This window comes from Rhodococcus triatomae, from assembly GCF_014217785.1.
GTDB lineage: Bacteria > Actinomycetota > Actinomycetes > Mycobacteriales > Mycobacteriaceae > Rhodococcus_F > Rhodococcus_F triatomae.
Genome location: NZ_CP048814.1, coordinates 4212956 through 4236590, shown reverse-complemented (window position 1 = coordinate 4236590; position 23635 = coordinate 4212956). Strand labels below are relative to the sequence as shown.

Sequence of the window (23635 nt, the reverse complement as noted above, 5' to 3'; positions counted from 1 at the left end):
ACGCACTTGCTCCCGCCGACAGTCGACAGTGCATCCAGTCTACGAGCCGATCCCACCGGCGACCGAAACGCAGTCGCATCGGGCCCGGCGAAGCGGGTCACACCTTAGGGTCGGACCCATGGGCAACGTGGTCGACACCCTGATCGACAGGGTCTATCGGGACGCACTCGACAACCACGACGGCGAGGTCGCCGGATACATCCCCGAGCTGGCGGCCGTCCCCGCCGATTCGTTCGGTATCTGCATCGCGACGGTCGACGGATACGTCTACGAGCGCGGCGACACCCGCAGCCCGTTCACCATCCAGTCGATCTCGAAGCCGTTCACCTATGCACTCGCACTCGCGGACCGCGGGCGGGTGGCCGTCGGCGAGAAGATCGACGTCGAGCCCTCCGGTGAGCCGTTCAACGAGATCAGCCTCGATCCGCAGACCGAACGTCCCCGCAACCCGATGATCAACGCGGGTGCCATCACGGCCGCCTCCCTCGTCGCCGGGGCCGACCCGGCCGACCGGTTCCGGCGCATCCGCGCGGCGTACTCGGCATACGCCGGACGCGAGCTCGACTTCAACAAGGCCGTGTACGCCTCGGAGGCCCGCACCGGTCACCGCAATCGTGCGATCGGCCACATGCTCCGCTCGTTCGACATCATCACCGAGGACCCGGACGATGCGGTGGACCTCTACTTCCGCCAGTGTTCGATCGACGTCACGTGCCGGGACCTGAGCCTCATGGCGGCCACCCTCGCGAACAACGGCGTCAACCCCGTGACGTCGGCCACGGTTCTCGACTCGGATCTCGTCGAGCAGGTGCTCAGCGTCATGGCGACCTGCGGGATGTACGACGCGGCCGGCGAATGGCTCGCCGACGTGGGCCTACCGGCCAAGAGCGGCGTCGGCGGCGGCATCGTCGCCGTCCTGCCCGGTCAGATCGGGATCGCGGTGTACTCGCCGCGGCTGGACCGGCACGGGAACAGCGTGCGTGGCGTGCAGGCCTGCCGGGCCCTGTCCCGCGAGCTGGAACTGCACTTCCTGCATGTCACCCGCGCCTCGCGCTCGTCCGTGCGGGCGCGCTACACGGTGGCCGAGGCCCCCTCTCGCATGCGCAGGCCCGCCGCGGAACGAGCGCTGCTCGACGAGGTCGGCTATCACAGTCGCGTCTACGAACTCCACGGCGATCTGCTCTTCGCCGGGGCGGAGGCCGCCGTGCGCGAGATGGCGAACGCCGAGTCGTTCCTCGAGGCAGTGGTCATCGACGTCCGTCGCGTCGACGACGTCGGCGACGTCGCCGCGACGATGCTCGCCGCGGCGCGTTCGGACCTGGCCGCCCAGGGGTGCGGGGTGGCACTCGTCGATCCGGACGGACTGCTCGGCGAATCCGCCTCCGATCTCACCGGCAGGGGCGGCCGCGTGTTCGTCGACCTCGACAGCGCGCTGCAGTGGTGCGAGGACGTCCTCCTCGAGCTGCACGGGCCCGAGGCCGACGCGAGGCAGCAGATCGCGCTCTCGGAGCATCCGATGCTCGCGGCGCTGGGCGAGCCGCAGCGGACCCTCCTGGAGGAGGTTCTCGACACCGTCCGGTTCCACCGCGACGACTGCATCGCCGCACGGGGCACTCCCCCGTCGGGCCTGTTCCTGATTCTCTCGGGGCGGGTGAGCAGCACGGTCACCGATGCCCACGGAGTCGTACACCGCATCATGACGCTCTCCGCCGGGATGAGCTTCGGTGAGATGCCCCTGATCCTCCGCACCCCCTGGCTCCACGACATGCGGGCCGACACCGAGGTCACAGCGGCGGTCCTGTCTCCGCAGGTGTACGACGACATCGCCGCACATCGACCGGACCTCGAGGTGGCTCTGCTCCAGCGGCTGGCCGCCGGGGCGTACGAACAACTCGACCTGGCGCTGCGCTCGGTGGTGCGCTCCGGGGTGGGGCCGCTGCGCTAGCAGCCTCCGGGCAGCGGGGCAGGCAGGCATCGGGGCGGGCAGGCGGCGTGCGCGAGCACGAGCGATGAGTTCTGCGCGCGATCCTTGTCGGTATCTGCGTGCACACTCGTGCGTGCACGTCCGGGACAGGCAGAACGGCGAGACACGCAGAACGGCAGGACGATCGCGGGACGGCAGGAAAATCGGATGACGGCGCGGCGTGGATCCGACATCCTGGTCGTCGCGGGTCGAACGCTCGTCACGGGTCGCACGCACCCACCACTCGTCTCGGGTCGCACGCACCCCACCACACGGAAAGGGCTCCCATGTCAGAGCGCCAACAGCTCGCCATTGACACCGAATCTCTGGTCAAGCAGTTCGGCTCCAACACCGCCGTCGACGGATTGAACCTGTCCGTCCCGCTCGGCGGCGTGTACGGCGTCCTCGGGCCCAACGGCGCCGGAAAGACCACCGCGATCCGGATGCTGGCCACCCTGCTGCCGATCGACGGCGGCCGGGCCACGGTGCTGGGGCACGATGTCGCGACCGAACCGGAGGCCGTCCGGGGCAAAGTCGCCCTCACCGGCCAGTTCGCCTCCCTCGACGAGGACCTCACCGGCACGGAGAACCTCACCCTCCTCGGGAGGCTGTACGGGTACTCCCGCGCCGCCGCACGCCAGCGCGGCGACCAGCTCCTGCATGCCTTCGGACTCGAGGACGCGGGCACGCGGCAGGTGAAGAACTACTCCGGCGGCATGCGCAGGCGGCTCGACATCGCGGCCTCGATCATCGTCACGCCGGAGCTGATCTTCCTGGACGAACCGACCACCGGTCTGGATCCCCGCAGCCGCAACCAGGTCTGGGAGATCGTCCGCGCCCTGGTGGCCGGCGGCACGACGGTTCTCCTCACCACCCAGTATCTCGACGAAGCGGACCAGCTCGCCGATCGGCTCGCGGTCATCGACCACGGAAAGGTCATCGCCGAGGGCACCACCGGCGAGCTCAAGGCCTCGCTCGGGTCCGGATCGCTGCACGTCCGGGTCGACGACGTCACCTCACGCGCGACGGCGGCGACGGTACTGCGCGAGATCCTCGCCGTACCGGTCACCGAGGAGCCGGACCCGTTCGCTCTCACCGCCCGCACCGACGACCCGGAACGCGTCGCCCGTGCCCTACCCGCTCTGCACGACGCCGGGATCGGCGTGAGCACCTTCGCACTCGGGCAGCCGAGTCTCGACGAGGTGTTCCTCGCCCTCACCGGCCGTCCCACCGAGGAGAACGCATCATGACCACGACCGACGTGTCCACGGCCTCCCCCACTGCGGTCGCCGACGTCCTCCGCATCGACGCGCCTCGTCCGACACCGCCGTCCTGGCTGTCGACGTCGCTCTCGTTCGGCTGGCGGGCACTGCTCAAGATCAAGCACGTCCCCGAGCAGCTGTTCGACGTGACGATGTTCCCGATCATGTTCACGCTGATGTTCACGTACCTGTTCGGCGGCGCGCTCGCGGGCTCGACCGACGCGTACGTGCAGTTCCTCATCCCGGGCATCCTGGTGCAGACCGTCGTCATGATCACGATGTACACCGGGCTGACGCTCAACAAGGACATCGAGAAGGGCGTGTTCGACCGGTTCCGTTCGCTGCCGATCTGGCGGCCCGCGCCCCTGGTCGGTGCGCTGTTCGGCGACGTCGTGCGCTACACCATCGCGTCGATCATCGTGATGGTGCTGGGGCTGATCCTCGGGTTCCGCCCCGACGGCGGCCTCGTCGGTGTGGTCGCCTCGATCGCGCTGTTGCTGCTGTTCTCGTTCAGCATGTCCTGGATCTGGACCATGTTCGCGATGCTGATGCGCACCGAGCAGGCGGTGATGGGCGTCTCGATGTTCATCCTGTTCCCACTCACGTTCGCCAGCAACATCTTCGTCGATCCGGCAACCATGCCCGGCTGGTTGCAGTCGTTCGTGAACGTCAATCCGATCAGCAGCCTGGTCACCACGATCCGCGGACTCATGGCCGGCAGTCTCGAGCTCGACCAGCTGACGCTGGTACTCGGATGGTGCGCGGGCTTCGTCGTCGTCTTCGGCCCGCTGACGATGCGTCTGTACAACCGCAAGTCCTGAAAGGCCCGGCCACAGTCCTGAGGGCTGGGGCGGCTCCGGCGACCTACCCGCCGGAGCCGTCCCCGCGGACGAGCAGTGCCAGGCACTCGACGTGATGCGTGAGCGGAAACGCGTCGAAGGCACGCACCTGGTCGAGGTGGTAGCCGTGTCCGGAGTACAGGGCGAGATCGCGGGCGAACGACGCCGGATCACACCCGACGTGCACGATCCGCTGCGGGCCTGCCGCCGACACTGCCGCGACGACCTCCTTGCCCGCACCCGATCGGGGCGGGTCGAGAATCACCACCTGCGGATTCGGGGCGAGTTCGGCGATGGCCCGCTCCACCCGGGCAGCGTGGAAGTGCACCTGAGGCGCGTCCGCGAGTGCCGCGGCACCGTCGCGCACCGCCGTCGCGGAGAACTCCACCGAGTCGATCCGGCCGCCCGGCCCGACGTCCCCGGCCACCACTGCGGCGAACACCCCGACCCCGCCGTACAGGTCCCACACGTGCGCGCCCGGGTCGGGGCGCGCCCATTCCCGCACCACCGTCGAGTAGGTCTCGGCGGCGGACCGGTGGGCCTGCCAGAAGCCGGTGGCGGACAGCTCCCACCGGCGGCCACCGACACGCTCGACGGCCCGGCCCGATCCGCTCACCACTCGTTCGCGCCGGGGAGCCGATCCGGCCGCACGCCGCGCCGTCGCGCCGCGACGGCCCCGGCTCGCCCGACCCGTCCGGGACATCTTCGGTGCGGCGATCTCCACGACGTGCCGGGCACCGTCGTCGTCGACCACGACCTGCAATTCGCTCCCCGGCCTCCACGAGTGGTCGTCGAGTCCGTCGTACGCCGACGACACGATCTGCGGGCACCGTAGATCCGTGACGATGTCCGCGGACCGGTAGCCGTGGTACCCGGGGCGCCCGTCCCCGTCCACGGCGAGCCGCACGCGGGTGCGCCACCCCGTACCGGTTCCGGTCCCGGGCAGTTCCTCCACCGGCACGGCACGATCGATTCCGGCCACTCGACGCAATTGCTCGGCGACGACCTCGGCCTTCATCTCCCGCTGGAGGGACAGTGCGGCGTGCGAGAAGTCACAGCATCCGGCGCCGCCGGGCCCGGACACCGGACACAGCGGATCGATCCGGAGCGGAGACGGGTCCAGCACCTCGACGGCGTCCGCGCGGGCGAACGAACCACCGCGGTCCTCGGTCACCCGTACCCGGACCCGTTCCCCCGGCAGCCCGTGCCGGACGAACACGACCCGGCCGTCGTGCCTGGCCACCACGAATCCGCCGTGCCCGGGTCGGCCGAGGTCGGCCTCGAAGGTTCGGCCGGTCCAGTTCTCGCTCACACGTCACTCGTCACTTGTCGTCGGTTCCGACGCCACGTCGAGTGGCGCCGGGCAGATTCCGCGGGTCCGTCGGCCGGGTGTGCTCCGACGAATTCAGCTGCCACGGAACACTGGTCACCATCACTCCCGGCTGGAAGAGCAGCCGGCTCTTGAGCCGCAGCGCGCTCTGGTTGTGCAGGACCTGCTCCCACCAGTGTCCCACCACGTATTCCGGGATGAACACGGTGACCACGTCTCGCGGCGAATCACGGCGCACCCGCCGCACGTACTCGAGGACCGGTTTGGTGATCTCGCGGTACGGGGACTCGATCACCTTCAGCGGTACCGCGATGTCGCTGCGCTCCCATTCCCGCACCAGCGCCCGGGTGTCCGGCTCGTCGACGTTGACGGTGATCGCCTCGAGCGTGTCCGGCCGGGTGGCGCGCGCGTACGCGAGTGCCCGGCGGGTCGGCATGTGCAGCTTCGACACGAGGACGATCGAGTGGGTCCGGCTGGGGAGCACGCCGTCCCACTCCTGCGCCTCGAGTTCGGCGGCGACGCTGTCGTAGTGCCTGCGGATCGAGCGCATCAGCACGAAGATCGCGGCCATCGCGGCGATCGCGATCCAGGCCCCCATGACGAATTTGGTGATCAACACGATGATCAGGACCACCGCCGTCATCGCCAGCCCGGTCCCGTTGATCATCCGTGAACGCTTCATCCGGCGCCGGGCAACCGGGTCGCGTTCGCCCTCCAGGTGCCGCGTCCAGTGCCGGATCATCCCGGTCTGGCTGAGGACGAACGACACGAACACGCCCACGATGTAGAGCTGAATGAGCTTGGTCACCTCGGCGCCGAACACCACGACCAGTGCGATCGCGGCGCCCGAGAGGAACAGGATGCCGTTGCTGAAGGCGAGCCGGTCGCCGCGGGTGTGCAACTGGCGCGGCAGGTAGCGATCCTGCGCGAGAACCGATCCCAGGACCGGGAAGCCGTTGAAGGCGGTGTTCGCCGCGAAGACGAGGATCAGTGCGGTGGCGACGGTGATGAAGAAGAACCCGGCGGGAAAGCCGTCGAACACCGTCTCCGCGATCTGCGCGATGAGCGTCTTCTGCTGGTAGCCCTCCGGCGCCCCGGCCAGTTGCGCCGCCGGGTCGTGGGCATAGACGACGCCGATCTTCTGCGCCAGCACGATGATCCCCATCAGGAACACGATCGCGACGGTGCCGAGCATCAGGAGTGTGGTTGCGGCGTTGCGCGCCTTCGGCTTGCGGAATGCCGGAACCCCGTTGCTGATCGCTTCCACGCCGGTGAGCGCCGCGCATCCGGAGGAGAACGCACGAGCCACCAGGAAGGCCAGCGCGACGCCGTAGAGGTGTGAATCCTCCGCCACGAGTTCGAACGAGGCCGACTCCGCGCGCAGATCCTCGCCGAGCACGTAGGTCCGGATCAGGCCCCAGCCGAGCATCGCGACCATCCCGACGACGAACGCATAGGTGGGAATCGCGAACGCGCTCCCCGACTCCCGGACTCCGCGCAGGTTGATCGCGGTGAGCAAGGCGATCGCCGCCACCGCGAAGAGCACCTTGTGCTCGGCCACGAAGGGCAGCGCCGACCCGATGTTGGATGCCGCCGCGGAGATGGACACGGCGACGGTCAGCACGTAGTCGACCATCAGGGCACTCGCCACCGTGAGTCCGGCATTGGGGCCCAGATTGACCGTCGCCACCTCGTAGTCGCCGCCGCCGGACGGATACGCCCGTACGTTCTGCCGGTAGCTGGCGACGACCACGGCCATCACGACGGCGACGGCCAGCCCGATCCACGGCGAGAACGCGTACGCCGAGATGCCCGCGACGGACAGCACGAGGAATATCTCCTCCGGTGCGTACGCGACGGAGGACATCGCGTCCGACGCGAACACGGGTAGGGCGATCCGTTTCGGCAGCAGCGTGTGCCCGAGCGTGTCGCTCCGGAACGGACGGCCCAGCAACAGCCGCTTGGCAGCGGTCGACAGCTTTGACACCGCCAAAGCGTATGCCGTCGTCGCCCCGCGTATCACCGAGAGGCACCGACTGCCCGAAATAGCCGCTTGGCCCGGCTTGCTCTCGGGGATGATCGATGTAGCGTGTCGATTCGGTGTCCCGCGACGGGTCACCGCGATGCCGCCGGGTGTCCGTCCGGGCGTTGCCCGGGCGCTTCGCGACACACCGGGGCGCGCTCGACGAACAGGAGTGTGCGGGTGTACGTGGTGATCATGGGGTGTGGACGGGTCGGATCCTCGCTCGCCGGTTCACTGTCGCGGCTCGGACACGACGTCGCCGTGATCGACCGGGAGCCGGGTGCCTTCCGGCGTCTGGACGCCGACTTCGCCGGCACCACCGTGGTCGGCATGGGGTTCGACCGGGACGTGCTCACTCGCGCCGGGATCGAGCGCGCCGATGCCTTCGCGGCGGTCTCCTCCGGCGACAACTCCAACATCATCGCGGCCCGCGTCGCGCGCGAGACGTTCGGAGTCGACAAGGTGGTCGCCAGGATCTACGACGCGAAACGTGCCGCGGTCTACGAACGGCTCGGCATACCGACCGTCGCGACGGTCCCGTGGTCCACGGATCGTTTCCTGCACACCCTCACTCAGGACGGCGAACTCGCCAAGTGGCGTGACCCTTCGGGCACCGTCGCGGTCACCGAACTCCCGCTCCACGAGGACTGGGCCGGCCGGCCCGTCACCGAACTCGAGGCCGCCACCGGCTCCCGCGTCGCCTTCCTCATCCGGTTCGGCACCGGGGTACTCCCCACGGCGAAGACCGTCGTCCAGGCGGACGACCAGGTGTACGTCGCCGCCGTCTCCGGCACCGTCGCCGAGGCAGTGGCACTGGCCGGGCATCCACCGCCCGATCGGGAACGGTGAGGAGCCCTCGATGAGGAGCCGAACGTCCCTGCCCCCGACGCCGATCACCTACCCGAACGGAAGTGCCCGATGAGAGTCGCCGTTGCCGGTGCCGGAGCGGTCGGCCGCTCGATCGCCCGCGAACTGGTCCGGAGCAACCACGAGGTCATGCTCGTCGAGCGCAAGCTCGAACACGTCGAACCCGAGTCCGTCCCCGACGCGACCTGGGTTCACGGCGATGCGTGCGAGCTCAGTCTGCTCGAGGCCGCCGAACTCCAGACCTACGAGGTGGTCATCTCGGCGACCGGGGACGACAAGGCCAATCTCGTCCTGAGCCTGCTGGCGAAAACCGAGTTCGGGGTGCGGCGGGTGGTGGCCCGGGTCAACGACCCGCGCAACGAGTGGCTCTTCGACGAGTCGTGGGGCGTCGACGTGGCAGTCTCCACGCCACGCATGCTCGCCTCTCTCGTGGAGGAAGCGGTGTCGGTCGGCGACCTGGTCCGGCTGATGACCCTGCGGCAGGGCAACGCCAACCTCGTGGAGGTGACCCTGCCGGACAACACCCCGCTCGCGGGCAAACCGGTACGCAAGTTCGACCTTCCCCGCGATTCGGCTCTGGTCACCATCCTGCGCGGCGGCCGGGTGATCGTGCCGCAGCCGGACGATCCGCTCGAGGGCGGCGACGAGTTGTTGTTCGTCGCGTCCGCGGAGGTCGAGGACGATCTACGGCGTGCGGTCGGCCTGACTCCCTGAGTCGGAGCGCGGGGCGATCTCCCCTGCCTCCACCTGATCGAGCTCCACCCGATCGATGTCCGGTGCCTCGCCATCCGGGGCATCGCTGTCCGGGGCATCGCCCTGGTCGTCCTCGCGAGGCCCGGGCTCGACCAGGCGATCCGCTCGGCGCACGGCCCAGATCGTCACCAGCAGCGCCAGCCCGGCCAGCGGCCACCCCATCGCGATCCGGGCGACCGCGAGCCACCCCGTCGAGTCCGCGTCGTAGAGCTGCGACTGCACCAGATAGCGGGCGGCGAAGACGAGCATCCAGGCCCCGGTCGCGATGTCGTAGGCGCGCAGCGCGCCTCGGTGCTTGCGCCACAGGCTGCCCGAACCGTTGAGATAGCCCCAGATCACACCCACCAGCGGCCAGCGCACCAGGATGGAGATCAGGAACACCGCACCGTACGCGAGGGACGTGAAGATTCCGAAGAGGAAGTAGCCCTTGGCGTCTCCGGTGCGATAGGCGATGAACGCGGAGATTCCGACCCCGAAGAACCCGGAGATGGCGGGCTGGATCGGTTCGTGACGCCAGAGCCGCAGCAGCAGGATGGCCAGCGCGACCCCGAGTGCCGCCCAGATCGCCACGGTCAGATTCGAGATCGCGTTGACCGGCACGAATACCAGAATCGGCACCGTCGAATACACCAACCCGCTGAAACCACCGAGCTGTTCGAGGATGGACTGCTGCTTCGTTTCGGTCACCCCTCGAGAGTGCCATACGGGAGGTGGGGCCGTTCACCGGCGAGTGCCGACGCCGGTCCGGGTCAGGAATCGTCGCGCAACTCGTAGTACGGGTTGAAGATCACCTTGCGACCGCCGCGCTCGCCCACCCGGCCTCGGACCAGGATGCGCTTGCCCGTCTCGAGCCCGGGAATCCGCCTGCGACCGATCCAGACCAACGTGATCTCGTCGGTGCCGTCGAAGAAGCCCGCTTCCACACCCGTGCTGCCGGTGGTCGAGCGCGCCTCCACGCTGCGGAGACGACCCACCATCGTGACCTCCTCGCCCCTGCGGCAGTCACAGGCCTGGGTCGCGCCCTCGGCCTTCGACGACTCGGCCATCTCCTCGGCGTCGAGTTGGTCGACGTCCTCGGTGAGCTTGCGCGTCAGCCGGCGGAAGTAGCCGGTCGCGACGGATGCCATGAAGACTCCTGCAACTGCTGGACTGCGGTCGGAAATTCGGGACTCTACCCGGCAACTCTAGTCCTTCTCCCGACGCCGATCCAGGCCGCACCCGGCGGGACGAGCGCAGGAGGACGGTGCGTCGGCAAGGGTATGGGAAAGCAGGGTGCGGGAAAGGCAGGGTGCGGGAAAGGCAGGGTGCGGAAAAGCCACGTTCCGTGCGGCGGGCAAGATCGGTGTATGCACACATCCGAACGGCCGGAGGTGGCCGTGATCATGCCCGGCACGGGATCCGATGCGGCGTTCGCCCGCGCTGCGTTCGCCGCTCCCCTCGCCCGACACGGCATCGACGTCGTCGCCGTCGAACCGGACCCGGCACGCGTCGTGGGAAGCTACCGCGACGCACTCGACGCGGCGGCGGAACGCCACGGTCGCATCCTCCTCGGCGGGATCTCCATCGGGGCGGCAGTGGCCGTCGACTGGGCGCGGGAACACCCGCTGTCGTCCTGCGCCGTGCTGGCCGCGCTGCCGCCGTGGACCGGAGCACCGGACGACGCACCGGCGGCCCTGAGCGCCCGGATCACCGCCGACTCCCTCCGCGCCGACGGGCTGGCGGCAGTCACCGATCGGATGCGCTCCTCGAGCCCGGCGTGGCTCGCCGACACGCTGTCGCGGTCCTGGCGTACCCACGGGGCCGGACTGTCGGGTGCGCTCGACGAGGCGGCCGCGTACGTCGCCCCCTCCCTCGCGCAGATGCGCACGCTGAACGTCCCGGTCGCGATCGCGGCGGCCACCGACGACGCGGTCCACCCTCTGGCAGTCGCCCACGCATGGGCCGATGCCCTACCCCGGGCCGTGGTGCACACCCTGTCCCTCGACGACCTCGCCGTCGATGCCGCGGCCCTGGGGCGCACGTGCCTCGCCGCGTGGGACGAGCTCGCCGGAGCCCAGAGCACCGGCCGGGCCGCCGGAGACTAGCCGCCCAGCTGCTGCATGGCGGAACCGCCCGAGCCCCGGCGGCGCTGTTGCTCCTGGTTCGGGCTCGCCTGGTTCGGGCTCGTCGGGGAACTCGGCGCCTGTGGCGTTTCCGGCTGGGGCGCTTCCGGCTGGGGTGTTCCTGCCTGGGGCGTCGCCGCTCCGGCGGGCGACGCGGCAGGCGGCTGGGTCTGCCCGCCGTTCTGCTGTGCTGCCGCCTGCTGCTGACGAGCGGCGAGCTGCTGCTCGTGTGCAGCCGCCAGCTGCTGCGCCAGCGCGGCCGGAAGCACCACCGGCAGCGGAGTGCGCGCCGGCTGCGGCTCGTCTCCACGTTTGACCACGGTGTCGAGGAGGATGTCGCGCGCCGTGGCGACCACCGGCGACTCGGGACCGACACCGTCGCGGGGTCCGGCCACGACGCAGCGGATCATCCAGCGATACCCGTCGATGCCGATGAATCGCAGATCGGCGTTGGCCGTGACAGCGAACACCTCCCGGCCCCACGGGCCGTTCTCGACAGCCACGCTCGCCTGGTCTCCACGCAACGATTCGGCGAGGTCCGCGGCCACCTCACGCCACTGCCCCGGCGACTTGGGTGCGGCGTAGGCCGCAACCGTGACCCGCCCGTGCTCGGTGACCACGTGCACGGCCTGGGGTGTGCCGTCCTGTGCCATCTCGACCTGGAGCTGCGACCCCTCGGGCATCGGCACGTAGACCGACCCCAGGTCGAGTCGGTTCCACCGCGCTCCCACCGCGGGGTCCGCGTCGGCGTCGAGATCCTCGAAGTCGTACGGGCCCCCGTCCGGAGGCGGGACGCCCTCGTACTCGTCCGCGTAGTCGTCCTCGTCCGCATAGTCGTTCTCGGCCGCCGACTCCTCGCCGTCGCCGGCCTCGGCGAGGTACTCCTCGTCGACGAGATCGCGACGGGACTCGTCGTCGCGGGGTGCGTTCTTCTTACGCCGACCGAACATCACCGGGCTCCTTCTCCGTCGAGTGCAGAGACCCGCTCGGACGTCTGCACTCCATCGTTCTGCTCCGTGCCGTCGCTCGGCAGTGAGCTCTCGACCAGGCTCGCGTGACCGCCGCTGGATCCGTAACCGCCACTGCCCCGACTGGTCTCGTCGAGCGAATCGACCTCGACGAAGGACACCAGCTCGACGCGCTGGACGAGCAATTGAGCGATCCGGTCGCCCCGGGCGATGTCGATCGGGGTCTCCGGATCGTGGTTGATCAGGCAGACCTTGATCTCGCCGCGATAGCCCGCATCGACGGTTCCCGGCGTGTTGACCACCGACAGTCCGGAACGCGCCGCCAGCCCCGAACGGGGATGGATCAGGCCCACCGTGCCGACCGGCAGCGCCACGGCGATACCGGTACCGACCAGGGCTCGACGGCCCGGTTCGATGGTGACGTCGCCGGTGGCACACAGATCGACACCTGCGTCACCGGGGTGCGCTCGTCGAGGGACGGGAATGCCCGGGTCCAGCCGCTGCAGGGCGATCGGCGGCAGGGGGGAGGGAGAAAGGTCGCTCACGTGCAACGAGCCTACTCGTCGCGGGCGACTATCCTGGATGAGTGCCCGAAACACCATCTCGTGAAGACACCGCCGCCGGTTCCACCGCCGACGCGGCACCGACCGTGCTCTACTCCGAGCGCCTGTGGGTGCCGGTGTGGTGGTGGCTGGCCGGCCTGTTCGTCGCCGGCCTGCTCGCCGCCGAGGTCCACATGGGGGCACCCGGCCTGCGGGCGTGGCTCCCCTACGTGTTGCTCCTCCCCCTACCGATCTGGGGCGTGGTGTGGCTCGGCCGGCACCGGGTCCGGGTGGTCGACCACGGAGGGGACGTCCGTCTCGAGGTGGGCGGGGCGAGCTTGCCGGTCTCCGTCATGTCGCGGACCGCCGCGGTGCCGGCCTCGGCGAAGAGCGCCGCACTGGGGCGCCAGCTGGATCCGGCTGCCTTCGTCCAGCACCGCGTGTGGGTCGGCCCGATGGTCCTGGTCGTCCTCGACGACCCCGAAGACCCCACCCCGTACTGGCTGGTCAGCACCCGTCGGCCCGACGAGCTGGTGAAGGTCCTCGATGCAGCGAGAGGGCCGCAGGACTGACGTCCCGCGACCCTCCCGGTCGGCTGTCGGCCCACAATCTCGCGCTCAGGCCGCGATTCTCTCGCTCAGGCCGCGCAGTCCCGGCACACCAGTTCGCCGCCGGCCTCGCTGGCCAGCCTGCTGCGGTGATGCACCAGGAAACAGCTGGAACAGGTGAACTCGTCCGCCTGCTTGGGCACCACCCGGACCGACAGCTCCTCGCCGGAGAGGTCGGCGCCCGGCAGTTCGAAGGACTCCGCAGTGTCCGATTCGTCGACGTCGACGACCGCCGACTGCGCCTCGTTCCGGCGGGCCTTCAACTCCTCGAGAGAATCCTCCGACACGTCGTCGGTCTCGGTCCGGCGCGGTGCGTCGTAGTCAGTTGCCATCTCGTCTACCCCTTGTCTTCTTTTCGTATATCCCGGCCCATCGCGTGCGATCACTCCGACGTTTCGGACAATCCGCGCGGCGGCCGCCACAACGCTGCGGTTCACTGCCTTCGGTGGAGCACAACGCAGGAAGCTCTCCGACTAGTGCCCGAAATCGCCGATCGAAAACATGATCTGCGCCTCATTTCTCGTCGCCGGCGAACACGCCCCCGTCGTGCTGCTCAATCACTCGGGCGGCCAGACAGTAGCCGACGCCGGGGCTCGAGTGATAACCGATTCCGGGTATTCCGCAAATCGTCTGCAAATCGACACCAACACCCGCGCATGTTGTGACATTCGCCAGTACGCCCGTACCGCGGCTGTGACGAGGCCGGAATTGCACCGCGGACACGCGTGGAATCTAGAGTGGTTCGCGCGCGGCAAGCGGTATATACCAAGCGCAGTGTCCGACGAGAGACGAGGCGAACGTGGTTTCACTGATCACCGAGGGAAGCTCCACCGACGACCAGGGACGGCCGTTCCGTCGCCGGCGGGCGGCACCGATCCTCGCGGTGTTCTCCGTCCTGGCCCTCCTCGGCGCCGTGCTGTGGGTGACGATTCTCACGTCCGACGAGGAGACGACCGAGGCGGTCAGCTGCAATCCGCCGCCGTCGGAAGCGGTCGACGCCTCGCTCTCGGGGGACCCGGCCGCCGCGCTCGGTACCCGGGTGGACCGGTCCGTCGTCACCGACGTGGAACCGGCAGCTCTCTCGGCGACCAAGGTGCGGGTGTTCAACGGCAACGGCGAACACGGCCAGGCCGCTCAGGTCGCCGCGCAACTCAACGACTACGGATTCGCGAGCGCACCCGACGTCCAGGTGGGCAACGATCCGATCTACACCGACCAGAACCTCCAGTGCCAGGGGCAGCTTCGATTCGGCCAGGAGGGTCGTGCCGCGGCGAGCGCCCTGTGGCTGATCGCGCCGTGCGCGGAACTGATCGAGGACGCCCGCCCGGACGACACGGTCGATCTCGCCCTCGGCACCTACTTCCGGTCGATCGCACCGAACGCCGACGCCGAGGAAGTTCTGCGCTCGCTCGAGGACGCCCCTCCCGGCGCCGAGCCCGCACCCCTGGATCCGGACCTGCTCGCCGCGGCGCGCACGGCTCGCTGCTGACGATCCCGCCGGGGATCAGCCCGCCGCAACCCCCTCCGGGATCGGCTCGTCCAGCCCCAGCTCGGCCACGGTGGCGTCCAACTCGTCGGCGATCCCCGGCGCGGACGCCACCGTCAGGTCGCCGGCTGCTCCACTCGACCGCGCCGACGGCACCCGCACCCGCGCACCGGCTTCCTCCGCGACGAGCGCGCCCGCGGCCCAGTCCCACGGATTGAGCCCGTGCTCGTAGTGGGCGTCCACCCGCCCCGAGGCCACCATGCACAGATCCAGTGCGGCTGAACCCATCCGGCGGATGTCCCGTACCCGGGGCAGCAATCGCGCCACGAACTCGCCCTGCCGCCGCCGGCGGTCCGCGCCGTAGCCGAAACCGGTCGCCACCAGCGCCATGGCCAGAGCGGTGATCGGGTTGCAGCGCAACGGTGTCGAGTGCCCGGCCGCATCGGTCATGCTCGCGCCCGCCCCCCGTGCCGCCGAGTACGTCACGTCCGCGACGACGTCGACGACGGCGCCGGCGATCGACACACCGTCCCGCTGGACCGCGAGCGACACCGAGTACGCCGGAATGCCGTACAGGAAGTTCACCGTGCCGTCGATCGGGTCGACCACCCACCGCAGCCCCGCGGCATCCGCGTGGTCACCGCCGCCTTCCTCGCCGAGGATCGCATCGCCGGGGCGCAGGAGCTCGAGGCGCGCGCGGATCACCTGTTCCGCCTCGCGGTCGACGACGGTGACGGGGTCGGTGCGCGTCGACTTGGTCTGCACGGACGATTCGGCCTCGTCCCGGGTCCCGCTGACGGCGAAGATCTCCGGCCGTCGGCGCCGGATGTGCGCGGCCGCCTCCCGGGCGACCTCGACCGCCACCGCGCGCAGCGCCGGCAGTCCGGTCCCGGTGTCGGGCGGGGTGACCCCGTCGTTCGGTGCAGGGGGATTCGTGGTGTCGGAACTCGTGGTGCCGGAACTCGTGGTGTCGGAACCCTGGGTGTCGGAACTCGGGCGGGAACTCTCGGTTGCGCTCACCGGCCCATCGGACCACATCCCGATCCCCCGCCGCACCGGGAGCGCGTCGTATCGGGCGCCTGTCACCATCCACACGCACTACTGTTGCCCTCGTCGCAACACGCCCGTCTCACGTCCTGGAGGAGAGCACCCATGGGAAGACACGGCTTCGGCGTCGACGTCGGCGGTAGCGGAGTCAAGGGCGCACTGGTCGACCTCGACACCGGCGAACTCGTCGGCGACCGGATCAAGATCCTCACTCCGCAGCCGTCCACCCCCGATGCCGTCGCGGACACCGTCGCCGAGATCACCCGTCTCGCCGGCTGGTCCGGCCCCGTCGGGGTCACGATTCCGGGTGTCGTCACCGGCGGGATCGCCCGCACGGCGGCCAACATCGATCCGTCGTGGATCGGTACGGACGCGCGGGCCCTGTTCGGCGACGCGCTGGGCGGGCGGGCGGTGACGGTCCTCAACGACGCCGACGCCGCAGGCCTCGCCGAGGACACTTTCGGCGCCGGGCGCGACCGCCGGGGCCTGACGATTCTGCTCACCTTCGGTACCGGCATCGGGTCGGCGCTGCTGCACGACGGCGTCCTGATCCCCAACACCGAGTTCGGTCACATGGAAGTCCACGGCAAGGAGGCCGAGCACCGCGCGGCCTCGTCGGTGAAGGAAGATCACGATCTCTCCTACAAGGACTGGGCCAAGCAGGTGTCGAAGGTCCTCATCCGGTTCGAGGAACTGCTCTGGCCGGATCTGTTCATCGCCGGCGGCGGAATCAGCCGCAAGCACGACAAGTGGATCCCGCACCTGACCAACCGCACGCCGGTCGTTCCCGCGGCACTCCGCAACACCGCGGGTATCGTCGGTGCAGCGCTCGCGGTGGAGGCGGGAATCGCTCCCTGAGCGAGCCGGGCCGCCCCGCGTGGACGACGTCCGGACGCCACGCCGCGGCGCTCCGACGTCGGTACTTACGGGCAAGTCCGAATCGGTCGTTACAATGAAGGAGCCCGGCTGCGCGCCAGGGCAGAACCAACAGACCTCTCCGCCGGACCATCACTCTGGCGCGACGCCGCACGACACCGTCACGAAAGGGCGTACGTGGCAGCCACCGATACACGTCAGACTGCTGAATCTGCTTCGCAGACGGAACCGGAAGGACCCGCCGCCGAGGCGGCCGACGGCTCCGCTCCGGCCAAGAAGGCACCTGCCAAGAAGGCCGCGAAGAAGGCACCTGCCAAGAAGGCTGCCCGCAAGGCTCCGGCCAAGAAGGCAGCGGCGAAGAAGGCCGCGGGCAAGGCCGGCACGAAGAAGCCGGGCGATGCCGAGGACGGCGACGCCGAAGTCGACATCGAGGACATCGAGGTCACCGAGGGCGACCTCGCCGCGACCGAGGTCGTCGAGGTCGAGACCGCCGAGGAGGTCGAGGAGCCGTCCGAGAAGGACAAGGCTTCCGGCGACTTCGTCTGGGACGAGGAAGAGTCCGAGGCCCTGCGGCAGGCCCGCAAGGATGCCGAACTCACCGCATCCGCGGACTCGGTGCGGGCATACCTCAAGCAGATCGGCAAGGTCGCGCTGCTCAACGCGGAAGAGGAGGTCGAGCTCGCGAAACGGATCGAGGCCGGTCTCTATGCCACGCAGTTGATGCAGGAACTCGCCGAGAAGGGCGAGAAGCTGCCCGCCGCGCAGCGCCGCGACATGTCCTGGATCTGCCGCGACGGTAACCGCGCGAAGAACCACCTCCTCGAGGCCAACCTGCGATTGGTCGTCTCGCTGGCCAAGCGGTACACGGGGCGTGGGATGGCGTTCCTGGACCTGATCCAGGAGGGCAACCTCGGCCTGATCCGTGCAGTCGAGAAGTTCGACTACACGAAGGGCTACAAGTTCTCCACCTACGCCACGTGGTGGATCCGCCAGGCCATCACGCGCGCCATGGCCGACCAGGCCCGCACCATCCGCATTCCCGTGCACATGGTCGAGGTCATCAACAAGCTCGGCCGCATCCAGCGTGAGCTGCTCCAGGACCTCGGCCGCGAGCCGACTCCGGAGGAACTCGCGAAGGAAATGGACATCACGCCCGAGAAGGTGCTGGAGATCCAGCAGTACGCGCGTGAACCCATCTCGCTCGACCAGACGATCGGCGACGAGGGCGACAGCCAGCTCGGCGACTTCATCGAGGATTCGGAAGCGGTCGTCGCGGTCGACGCGGTGTCGTTCACCCTGCTGCAGGATCAGCTCCAGTCGGTGCTCGACACCCTCTCCGAGCGCGAGGCCGGCGTCGTGCGGCTGCGCTTCGGCCTCACCGACGGCCAGCCCCGCACGCTGGACGAGATCGGCCAGGTGTACGGCGTCACCCGCGAGCGCATCCGTCAGATCGAGTCGAAGACGATGTCCAAGCTCCGGCACCCGTCGCGGTCCCAGGTACTGCGCGACTACCTGGACTGATCGACCGGATCATTCGCGCACGACACCGATCAATCGCGCACGACACCGGCGCCGCCCTGTGCGGCGCCGGTGTCGTGCGTCGTGGTGGCCCTCACCCGTCGACCACCGCGTCGAGCAGGCGCACCACCGTCCGCACCGCGGGCGACGGATGCGCACCGTCCCAGGCGAGCGCGATCGGCAGCGTGGGAGCGTCCGACATCAGGGGAACGTAGACGACGCCGTCGAGGGTGATCCGCACCGTGGACTGGACGACCACGGCGACTCCCAGGCCGGCGCCCACCATCGCCAGAAGGCTGTAGGGGTCGGGCGCCTCGTGTGCGACGACCGGCGCGAATCCGGCGTCCGCGCAGAGCGCCGTCGTCGCGTCGCGCACCACCGAACCGTGATCGGACGGGTACGCCACGAAGCGCTCGCCCGCCAGATCCGCCGGGACGATCTCGGCGCGAGTAGCCAGGGCGTGGCCGTCGGGGACGGCGAGGACGAGCGATTCGCGGCGTACGACCCGCGTGGCCAGCCCGGCGGGGACGGGGAGCCCGACGATCCCCATGTCGAGCGTCCCGCGTGCCAGCGACTCGACCACCTCGCCCGAGTACATCTGAGGCCGCAGGTCGAGTTCGATCCCCGGCGAGCTCTCCGCCAGTTCACGGGTGAGGGCGGAGAGCACGGCGTACCCGCTGGCACCGCCGAATCCGACACTGACACGTCCGGTTTCTCCCGCACCGGCTGCTCGCGTGACGCGCCGCGCGGCATCGACCTGGGCGTCGATGATGCGCGCGGGTGTCAGTAGCGCCTCACCCGCCGCGGTGAGGCGAACCGACCGGGTGGTGCGCTCGAACAATCGTGCGCCGAGTTCGCGTTCGAGCGCCCGGATCGTCTGACTCAGCGGCGATTGCGCCAGATGAAGCCGCTCGGCCGCTCGACCGAAGTGCAGTTCCTCCGCCACCGCCAGGAACGCGTGCAGCTGGCGCAATTCCATCTCTGCCTCCGACCCGTTCGATTATGTGTGCCAGGCTCTTGATCCTCTGCGATTAGGTCTTGGACAGTACACGGTCTCCGGGCTCATAGTGATGTCGATCTCTTCTTCATCGTCCTCGTGACGGCCACCTCCACATGCCAGGGAGATTCCGTGAGCACCGCACAACCTCCGAACACCGACGCCCCCGCCGCGCCCGCCTACAACCCCCGTCAGGCCAAGCGGGCCGGAGTCACGGCATTCGTCGGTACCACCATCGAGTGGTTCGACTTCTACATCTACGGAACGGCGTCGGCGCTCGTGCTCGGCCGCCTCTTCTTCCCCGACGTCTCCCCTGCCGTCGGCACGCTGGCCGCGTTCGCCACCTTCGCCGTCGGATTCGTCGCCCGGCCACTCGGCGGGGTGATCTTCGGACACTTCGGCGACAAGTTCGGTCGCAAGAACGCCGTCATCATCACGCTGCTGCTCATGGGTATCGGGACCGTCGGAGTCGGACTACTGCCCACCTACGCGCAGATCGGCGTCTGGGCTCCGATCATCCTGGTGTTGCTGCGCATCCTGCAGGGGATCGCGATGGGCGGCGAGTGGGGCGGCGCCGTACTCATCGCCACGGAGTTCGCGCCACCGGGAAAGAAGGTCCTGTACGGAGCGTTCGCACAACAGGGTTCGCCGGTGGGCAATCTGCTGGCGACGGTGACCTTCCTCGGACTGACCGCGCTGTCCGATGCGGCCTTCGAGAGCTGGGGCTGGCGGATCCCCTTCCTCGCCTCCGCCGCGCTGATCGTCGTCGCCCTGTACATCCGGCTGCGGATCTCCGAGACACCGGAGATGCGGAAGGCCTCCGCCAACCAGGAGCGCACCCGTATCCCGCTCGTCGAGGTCCTGCGCAACCATCGCGCCGTCGTGGTGCTCGGAATCGGGGCCGTCGTCGCCGGAGTCGCCATCACCTACGTCAAGACCACCTTCGCCCTCGCGTGGGCCACCTCCGAACTCGGTTTCGCGCGCAGCGAGTTCCTCCTGGTCATCACGATCGCCCTGGTCGCCCAGGTGATCCTGCAACCGCTCGGAGCCGTACTCGCGACGCGGATGGCACCCGCCCGCGCAGTGCTCTGGATGCTCCTGCCGGAGCTGGTCCTGCTCCCGCTGATGTTCGTCCTGATCCAGACCGGCTCTCTCCCACTCGCCGTCCTCGGCATGGTGCTCGCGACCGCGCCGCACGCGATGTACTACGCGGCACTCGCCGGGATCCTCGCCCAGGTGTTCCCGACCGAGGTCCGCTATACCGGAATCTCGCTCTCGTACCAGATGTCGACGGCCCTGTTCGCCGGCACCGCCCCGATGGCCAGCCAGTTCCTCCTCACCCGCACCGCGTCGATCTGGCCGGTGGTGGGCCTCGGCATCGGCTATGTCCTGATCTCCGTCGTGTGCATGTCGCTCCTGCTCGCCCGCGGCACCGCCGACTCCCCCACCGTCGCCGTCGTCCCCGACCGCGTCGGCAGCCGCTCGTGACCGAACCGTCCCCCGCTCCCGAAGAAAGGCCCTGCGCCACCATGAACTTCACGCACCGCGACCCGGCACTGCACGCGGTTCTCGACCGCTGGATCGCCCCGTCCGACCGCGCGCTGCTCGACCCGCTCCTCGACCGACTCGGTGCGGATGCCGCCGGGCGTCTCGACACGCTCGCCGCGACTGCCGACAAGAATCCGCCCACTCTCGAGCAGTTCGATCGCGACGGAACTCGCGTCGACCGGATCGCGTACCACCCCGCCTACCTCGAGCTCTGCCGCGCCGCCTACAGCGAGTACGGGCTGTCCGCTCTCTCGCACCGCGCGGGCCTGCACGGCTGGGACACGGTTCCGCCCCATCTCGTGAAGTACCTCGCCTCGTACGTCTTCGTCCAAGCCGAGTTCGGGCTCGCCTGCCCCGTGTCGATGACCGACGCCGCCGCCCGCACTCTCCGGATGTTCGGCGACCCCGAGGTGTTCGCGCCCTGGATCGACGCGCTCTCCTCCACCGATCCCGACCGGTCGATGACCGGCGCGATGTTCATGACCGAGATCCAGGCCGGGACCGACATCGCCCGCACCGAGACGCAGGCGGTACCCGATTCCGACGGAACCGGGTGGCGCCTCACCGGACGCAAGTGGTTCGCGTCCAACCCCGACGCGGACGTCGTCGTGACCCTGGCCCGTTTCCCCGGCGGGGCGCCCGGCAGCACGCGCGGCGTCGGAATGTTCATGGTGCCCCGAACACTCGGGAACGGCGATCACAACGCGTACACGATCGACCGACTCAAGGACAAGATGGGTACGCGGTCGATGCCCAGTGGCGAGGTCACCCTGCACGGCGCCTATGCGCTGCAGGTCGGTGATCTCGACCGCGGGTTCCGGCAGATGGCCGAGATGGTGAACACGTCGCGGCTGTCCAACGCCATGCGCTCGGCCGCGCTGATGCGTCGTGCCGTGCGCGAGGCCGTCGACCACGTCCGCAGCCGGGAAGTCTTCGGCAAGCGCCTGTTCGATCAGCCCCTGATGCGCGCGACCCTCCTTCCTCTCGCACTCGACGCCGAGGCGGCACTCGCGCTCGTCGCCTACAGCAGCACGCGCCTGCAGGCCGCGGACGCGGGAGATCCCGAGGCACGCAGCCTCGTCCGCATCCTCACTCCCGTCGCGAAGCACCACGTGTGCAAGCGGGCCCGCTCCGTGACCGGCGAGTCCATGGAGATTCGCGGCGGCAACGGGTACATCGAGGACTGGGTGTCCGCCCGCCTGCTGCGCGACGCCCATCTCGGATCCATCTGGGAGGGCTCGAGCAACGTCATCGCGCTCGACGTGCTGCGGTGCATGCGCAAGGCCGACGGACATCGGACCCTCGCCGGTGCCATGCGTACCGTCCTCGCCGCGCTCGGCGACGACTGCGCGGACGGACGCGACGAACTCGCCCACCGGTGGGACGTTCTCGAAGAACGTGGGGACCGGATGCTCTCCGGCGACGACGATGTCGCCCAGGCCGAATGTGCCCGCTACACCGACGATCTGGCTCGCACCACGATGGCGACACTGCTCTACGACCTCGCCGACGACGCCCTCGCACGTGGCGCCGGCCACCGCTCGCTGCTCGTCGCCCACGCGTACCTCACCGGCATCGCCGGACAGCCGTGTCGAGTGGCGACGACCCACCTCGACGCCGTCGTGGACGGCACCGACGTGAGCCGCGACGCCGCGTCCGCCGCCTCTCCCCGCGCACTCACCACGACAGGAGCCCTCCGATGAACATCACCGACCACGGCCCCGACGCCGGCCGCTCCCCGGCGCCCCTCGCCGGCATCCGAGTCCTCGACCTCTCCAAGATCCTCGCCGGGCCCTACGCCACGATGTCGCTCGCGGATCTCGGGGCCGACGTCACCAAGATCGAACACCCCGACGGCGGGGACCCGACCCGCTCGTGGGGCCCGCCGTTCGTCGGCGCGGACGCCACCTATTACCTCGCGGTCAATCGGGGGAAGAAGTCGGTCACCGTCGACCTGAAGTCGGAGGAGGGCAGGCGGATCATCCACGAGATGCTCGCGGAGACCGATGTCGTCGTGGAGAACTTCAAGCCCGGCAGCGGATTACAGAAGATCTTCGACTACGCGGAGCTGTCCGAGCAGTATCCGCACCTGATCGTCCTGCACATTTCGGCGTTCGGCGAGGACGGCCCGCTGCGGGACGAGCCGGGGTACGACATGATCGCCCAGGCAGCAGGCGGACTGATGTCGCTCACCGGTGAGCCGGGTGGGGCACCGATGAAGGCCGGGTTCGCGATGGGCGACCTCGGTGCCGCCCTGTTCGGCCTGGTGGGCCTGCTGGCCGCCCTCGTCGAGCGAGCCCGGACGGGCCGCGGCCAGTACGTCACCACCTCCCTGTTCGAATGCCAGCTCGCGCTGCACGTGAACTGGGCCACCAACTACTTCGCCACCGGGCAGCGGCCGCAGGCCATGGGGTCCGCCCATCCGAATCTGGCTCCCTACCAGGCATTCCCGGCCTCGGACGGACACTTCGTCGTGGCTGTCGGCAACGACACGCTCTGGGCGGCGCTGTGCACCGCGATCGGGCGCGACGATCTCACCGACGATCCGCGATTCCGGCACAACCGCGACCGGGTCGAGAATCACACGCTGCTCGAGGAGGAGTTGGCCGCCGCGTTCGCGACCGGAACCGTGGAGCAATGGTGCGACACCCTCACCGCCCATTCCGTTCCGGTGTCGCCGATCCGGCACCTCGACGAGATCTACGCCGATCCCCACACGCAGGCGTTGGGGATGATTCGGACGGTGCCGCACCCGACGGTCGGGCCGCTGAACCAGATCGCGTTCCCGGTGTCCTTCGCCGGCCGTCGCCCGTCGATGACGTCCGCTCCCCCGGTCCTGGGCGCCGACACGGACGAGGTGCTGGCGCGGCACCGGGCTCCGGCGGCGACCTGAGCGACCGGGACCC

General features: G+C 69.4%; 22 protein-coding genes. 13 read left to right on the top strand and 9 right to left on the bottom strand.

Annotated features, from left to right (window positions below; all coding sequences use genetic code 11):
• Window positions 1-118 precede the first annotated feature (118 nt).
• The 3 genes from glsA to G4H71_RS20125 all read left to right on the top strand — a co-directional run bounded on the left by glsA (window position 119) and on the right by G4H71_RS20125 (window position 4046).
• Window positions 119-1945 carry a glutaminase A gene (gene glsA, locus G4H71_RS20135; protein WP_072738636.1) on the top strand — a complete coding sequence of 609 codons (1827 nt, stop codon included), beginning with the start codon at window positions 119-121 and terminating at the stop codon, window positions 1943-1945.
• A gap of 305 nt (window positions 1946-2250) precedes the next feature.
• Entirely contained in the window at window positions 2251-3213 is a 963-nt protein-coding gene (locus G4H71_RS20130) for an efflux ABC transporter ATPase subunit, DrrA-related (RefSeq protein WP_072738637.1), read from the top strand.
• On the top strand, window positions 3210-4046 hold the full coding sequence (locus G4H71_RS20125) for an ABC transporter permease (protein WP_072738638.1): 837 nt from the start codon (window positions 3210-3212) through the stop codon (window positions 4044-4046). Before G4H71_RS20130 ends, G4H71_RS20125 begins: the two co-directional genes overlap by 4 nt.
• Window positions 4047-4089: 43 nt before the next feature.
• Here G4H71_RS20125 and G4H71_RS20120 read toward each other — a convergent pair whose 3' ends face one another.
• Together G4H71_RS20120 and G4H71_RS20115 are read right to left on the bottom strand one after the other, a co-directional pair.
• Complete coding sequence (locus G4H71_RS20120; RefSeq protein WP_072738639.1) at window positions 4090-5376, bottom strand: class I SAM-dependent RNA methyltransferase; 1287 nt, start codon at window positions 5374-5376, stop codon at window positions 4090-4092.
• Between the two features lie 10 nt (window positions 5377-5386).
• Entirely contained in the window at window positions 5387-7381 is a 1995-nt protein-coding gene (locus G4H71_RS20115; RefSeq protein WP_072738640.1) for an APC family permease, read from the bottom strand.
• Window positions 7382-7597: 216 nt separating this feature from the next.
• Here G4H71_RS20115 and G4H71_RS20110 point away from each other — a divergent pair, with 216 nt between their 5' ends.
• Both G4H71_RS20110 and G4H71_RS20105 read left to right on the top strand, forming a co-directional pair.
• The gene (locus G4H71_RS20110) at window positions 7598-8266 is read left to right on the top strand and encodes a potassium channel family protein (protein ID WP_072738641.1); all 669 of its coding nucleotides are present in this window, start codon (window positions 7598-7600) and stop codon (window positions 8264-8266) included.
• Between the two features lie 69 nt (window positions 8267-8335).
• On the top strand, window positions 8336-8998 hold the full coding sequence (locus G4H71_RS20105; protein ID WP_072738642.1) for a potassium channel family protein: 663 nt from the start codon (window positions 8336-8338) through the stop codon (window positions 8996-8998).
• On the opposite strand, the gene G4H71_RS20100 is transcribed toward G4H71_RS20105, so the two are convergent.
• A complete protein-coding gene (locus G4H71_RS20100) occupies window positions 8969-9724 on the bottom strand; it encodes a DUF3159 domain-containing protein (protein WP_072738643.1) in 756 nt (251 codons plus the stop codon). The two genes, G4H71_RS20105 and G4H71_RS20100, sit on opposite strands and share 30 nt — an antisense overlap.
• A gap of 62 nt (window positions 9725-9786) precedes the next feature.
• Window positions 9787-10164 (bottom strand): single stranded DNA-binding domain-containing protein, encoded by a 378-nt coding sequence (locus G4H71_RS20095; protein ID WP_072738644.1) that lies wholly within the window; start codon window positions 10162-10164, stop codon window positions 9787-9789.
• A 219-nt stretch (window positions 10165-10383) separates the two neighbouring features.
• Here G4H71_RS20095 and G4H71_RS20090 point away from each other — a divergent pair, with 219 nt between their 5' ends.
• Window positions 10384-11121: a hypothetical protein gene (locus G4H71_RS20090; RefSeq protein WP_072738645.1), complete on the top strand. Its 738-nt coding sequence runs from the start codon at window positions 10384-10386 to the stop codon at window positions 11119-11121.
• Here the strand turns inward: G4H71_RS20090 and G4H71_RS20085 are convergent.
• Both G4H71_RS20085 and dut read right to left on the bottom strand, forming a co-directional pair.
• Window positions 11118-12089 carry a DUF3710 domain-containing protein gene (locus G4H71_RS20085; RefSeq protein ID WP_072738735.1) on the bottom strand — a complete coding sequence of 324 codons (972 nt, stop codon included), beginning with the start codon at window positions 12087-12089 and terminating at the stop codon, window positions 11118-11120. The genes G4H71_RS20090 and G4H71_RS20085 overlap by 4 nt on opposite strands.
• Complete coding sequence (gene dut / locus G4H71_RS20080) at window positions 12089-12658, bottom strand: dUTP diphosphatase (RefSeq protein ID WP_246442736.1); 570 nt, start codon at window positions 12656-12658, stop codon at window positions 12089-12091. The genes G4H71_RS20085 and dut overlap by 1 nt, the downstream gene beginning before the upstream one ends.
• Window positions 12659-12756: 98 nt before the next feature.
• On the opposite strand from dut, the gene G4H71_RS20075 reads away from it, so the two are divergent.
• Window positions 12757-13221, top strand: coding sequence for a DUF3093 domain-containing protein (locus G4H71_RS20075; RefSeq protein ID WP_072738736.1), 465 nt, complete (start codon window positions 12757-12759; stop codon window positions 13219-13221).
• A gap of 65 nt (window positions 13222-13286) precedes the next feature.
• Here the strand turns inward: G4H71_RS20075 and G4H71_RS20070 are convergent, their stop codons facing one another.
• Window positions 13287-13589, bottom strand: a complete 303-nt coding sequence (locus tag G4H71_RS20070) for a DUF4193 domain-containing protein (RefSeq protein WP_072738646.1) — start codon at window positions 13587-13589, stop codon at window positions 13287-13289.
• 467 nt (window positions 13590-14056) lie between these two features.
• On the opposite strand from G4H71_RS20070, the gene cei reads away from it, so the two are divergent.
• Complete coding sequence (gene cei / locus G4H71_RS20065) at window positions 14057-14746, top strand: envelope integrity protein Cei (protein ID WP_072738647.1); 690 nt, start codon at window positions 14057-14059, stop codon at window positions 14744-14746.
• Window positions 14747-14761: 15 nt separating this feature from the next.
• On the opposite strand, the gene G4H71_RS20060 is transcribed toward cei, so the two are convergent.
• Window positions 14762-15625, bottom strand: a complete 864-nt coding sequence (locus tag G4H71_RS20060) for an inositol monophosphatase family protein (protein WP_246442891.1) — start codon at window positions 15623-15625, stop codon at window positions 14762-14764.
• A 270-nt stretch (window positions 15626-15895) separates the two neighbouring features.
• Here G4H71_RS20060 and ppgK point away from each other — a divergent pair, with 270 nt between their 5' ends.
• Complete coding sequence (ppgK, locus tag G4H71_RS20055; protein WP_072738648.1) at window positions 15896-16648, top strand: polyphosphate--glucose phosphotransferase; 753 nt, start codon at window positions 15896-15898, stop codon at window positions 16646-16648.
• A 195-nt stretch (window positions 16649-16843) separates the two neighbouring features.
• Window positions 16844-18187 carry an RNA polymerase sigma factor gene (locus tag G4H71_RS20050; protein WP_072738649.1) on the top strand — a complete coding sequence of 448 codons (1344 nt, stop codon included), beginning with the start codon at window positions 16844-16846 and terminating at the stop codon, window positions 18185-18187.
• Between the two features lie 91 nt (window positions 18188-18278).
• Here G4H71_RS20050 and G4H71_RS20045 read toward each other — a convergent pair whose 3' ends face one another.
• Entirely contained in the window at window positions 18279-19163 is an 885-nt protein-coding gene (locus G4H71_RS20045; RefSeq protein ID WP_072738650.1) for a LysR substrate-binding domain-containing protein, read from the bottom strand.
• Window positions 19164-19313: 150 nt separating this feature from the next.
• Here G4H71_RS20045 and G4H71_RS20040 point away from each other — a divergent pair, with 150 nt between their 5' ends.
• Genes G4H71_RS20040 through G4H71_RS20030 form a run of 3 tightly spaced genes read left to right on the top strand, consistent with a single transcriptional unit; the run spans window position 19314 to window position 23622 of the window.
• Window positions 19314-20669: an MFS transporter gene (locus tag G4H71_RS20040; RefSeq protein WP_072738738.1), complete on the top strand. Its 1356-nt coding sequence runs from the start codon at window positions 19314-19316 to the stop codon at window positions 20667-20669.
• 41 nt (window positions 20670-20710) lie between these two features.
• The gene (locus tag G4H71_RS20035; RefSeq protein ID WP_072738651.1) at window positions 20711-22432 is read left to right on the top strand and encodes an acyl-CoA dehydrogenase family protein; all 1722 of its coding nucleotides are present in this window, start codon (window positions 20711-20713) and stop codon (window positions 22430-22432) included.
• Complete coding sequence (locus tag G4H71_RS20030; RefSeq protein WP_072738652.1) at window positions 22429-23622, top strand: CaiB/BaiF CoA transferase family protein; 1194 nt, start codon at window positions 22429-22431, stop codon at window positions 23620-23622. The genes G4H71_RS20035 and G4H71_RS20030 overlap by 4 nt, the downstream gene beginning before the upstream one ends.
• Window positions 23623-23635 lie beyond the last annotated feature (13 nt).

Coding starts and splice junctions, on each gene's coding strand:
- glsA (WP_072738636.1), top strand. CDS start 119: ATGGGCAACGTGGTCGACACCCTGATCGACAGGGTCTATCGGGACGCA.
- G4H71_RS20130 (WP_072738637.1), top strand. CDS start 2,251: ATGTCAGAGCGCCAACAGCTCGCCATTGACACCGAATCTCTGGTCAAG.
- G4H71_RS20070 (WP_072738646.1), bottom strand. CDS start 13,589: ATGGCAACTGACTACGACGCACCGCGCCGGACCGAGACCGACGACGTG.
- G4H71_RS20035 (WP_072738651.1), top strand. CDS start 20,711: ATGAACTTCACGCACCGCGACCCGGCACTGCACGCGGTTCTCGACCGC.
- G4H71_RS20030 (WP_072738652.1), top strand. CDS start 22,429: ATGAACATCACCGACCACGGCCCCGACGCCGGCCGCTCCCCGGCGCCC.
- G4H71_RS20085 (WP_072738735.1), bottom strand. CDS start 12,089: ATGTTCGGTCGGCGTAAGAAGAACGCACCCCGCGACGACGAGTCCCGT.
- G4H71_RS20095 (WP_072738644.1), bottom strand. CDS start 10,164: ATGGCATCCGTCGCGACCGGCTACTTCCGCCGGCTGACGCGCAAGCTC.
- G4H71_RS20125 (WP_072738638.1), top strand. CDS start 3,210: ATGACCACGACCGACGTGTCCACGGCCTCCCCCACTGCGGTCGCCGAC.
- G4H71_RS20045 (WP_072738650.1), bottom strand. CDS start 19,163: ATGGAATTGCGCCAGCTGCACGCGTTCCTGGCGGTGGCGGAGGAACTG.
- G4H71_RS20105 (WP_072738642.1), top strand. CDS start 8,336: ATGAGAGTCGCCGTTGCCGGTGCCGGAGCGGTCGGCCGCTCGATCGCC.
- ppgK (WP_072738648.1), top strand. CDS start 15,896: ATGGGAAGACACGGCTTCGGCGTCGACGTCGGCGGTAGCGGAGTCAAG.
- G4H71_RS20090 (WP_072738645.1), top strand. CDS start 10,384: ATGCACACATCCGAACGGCCGGAGGTGGCCGTGATCATGCCCGGCACG.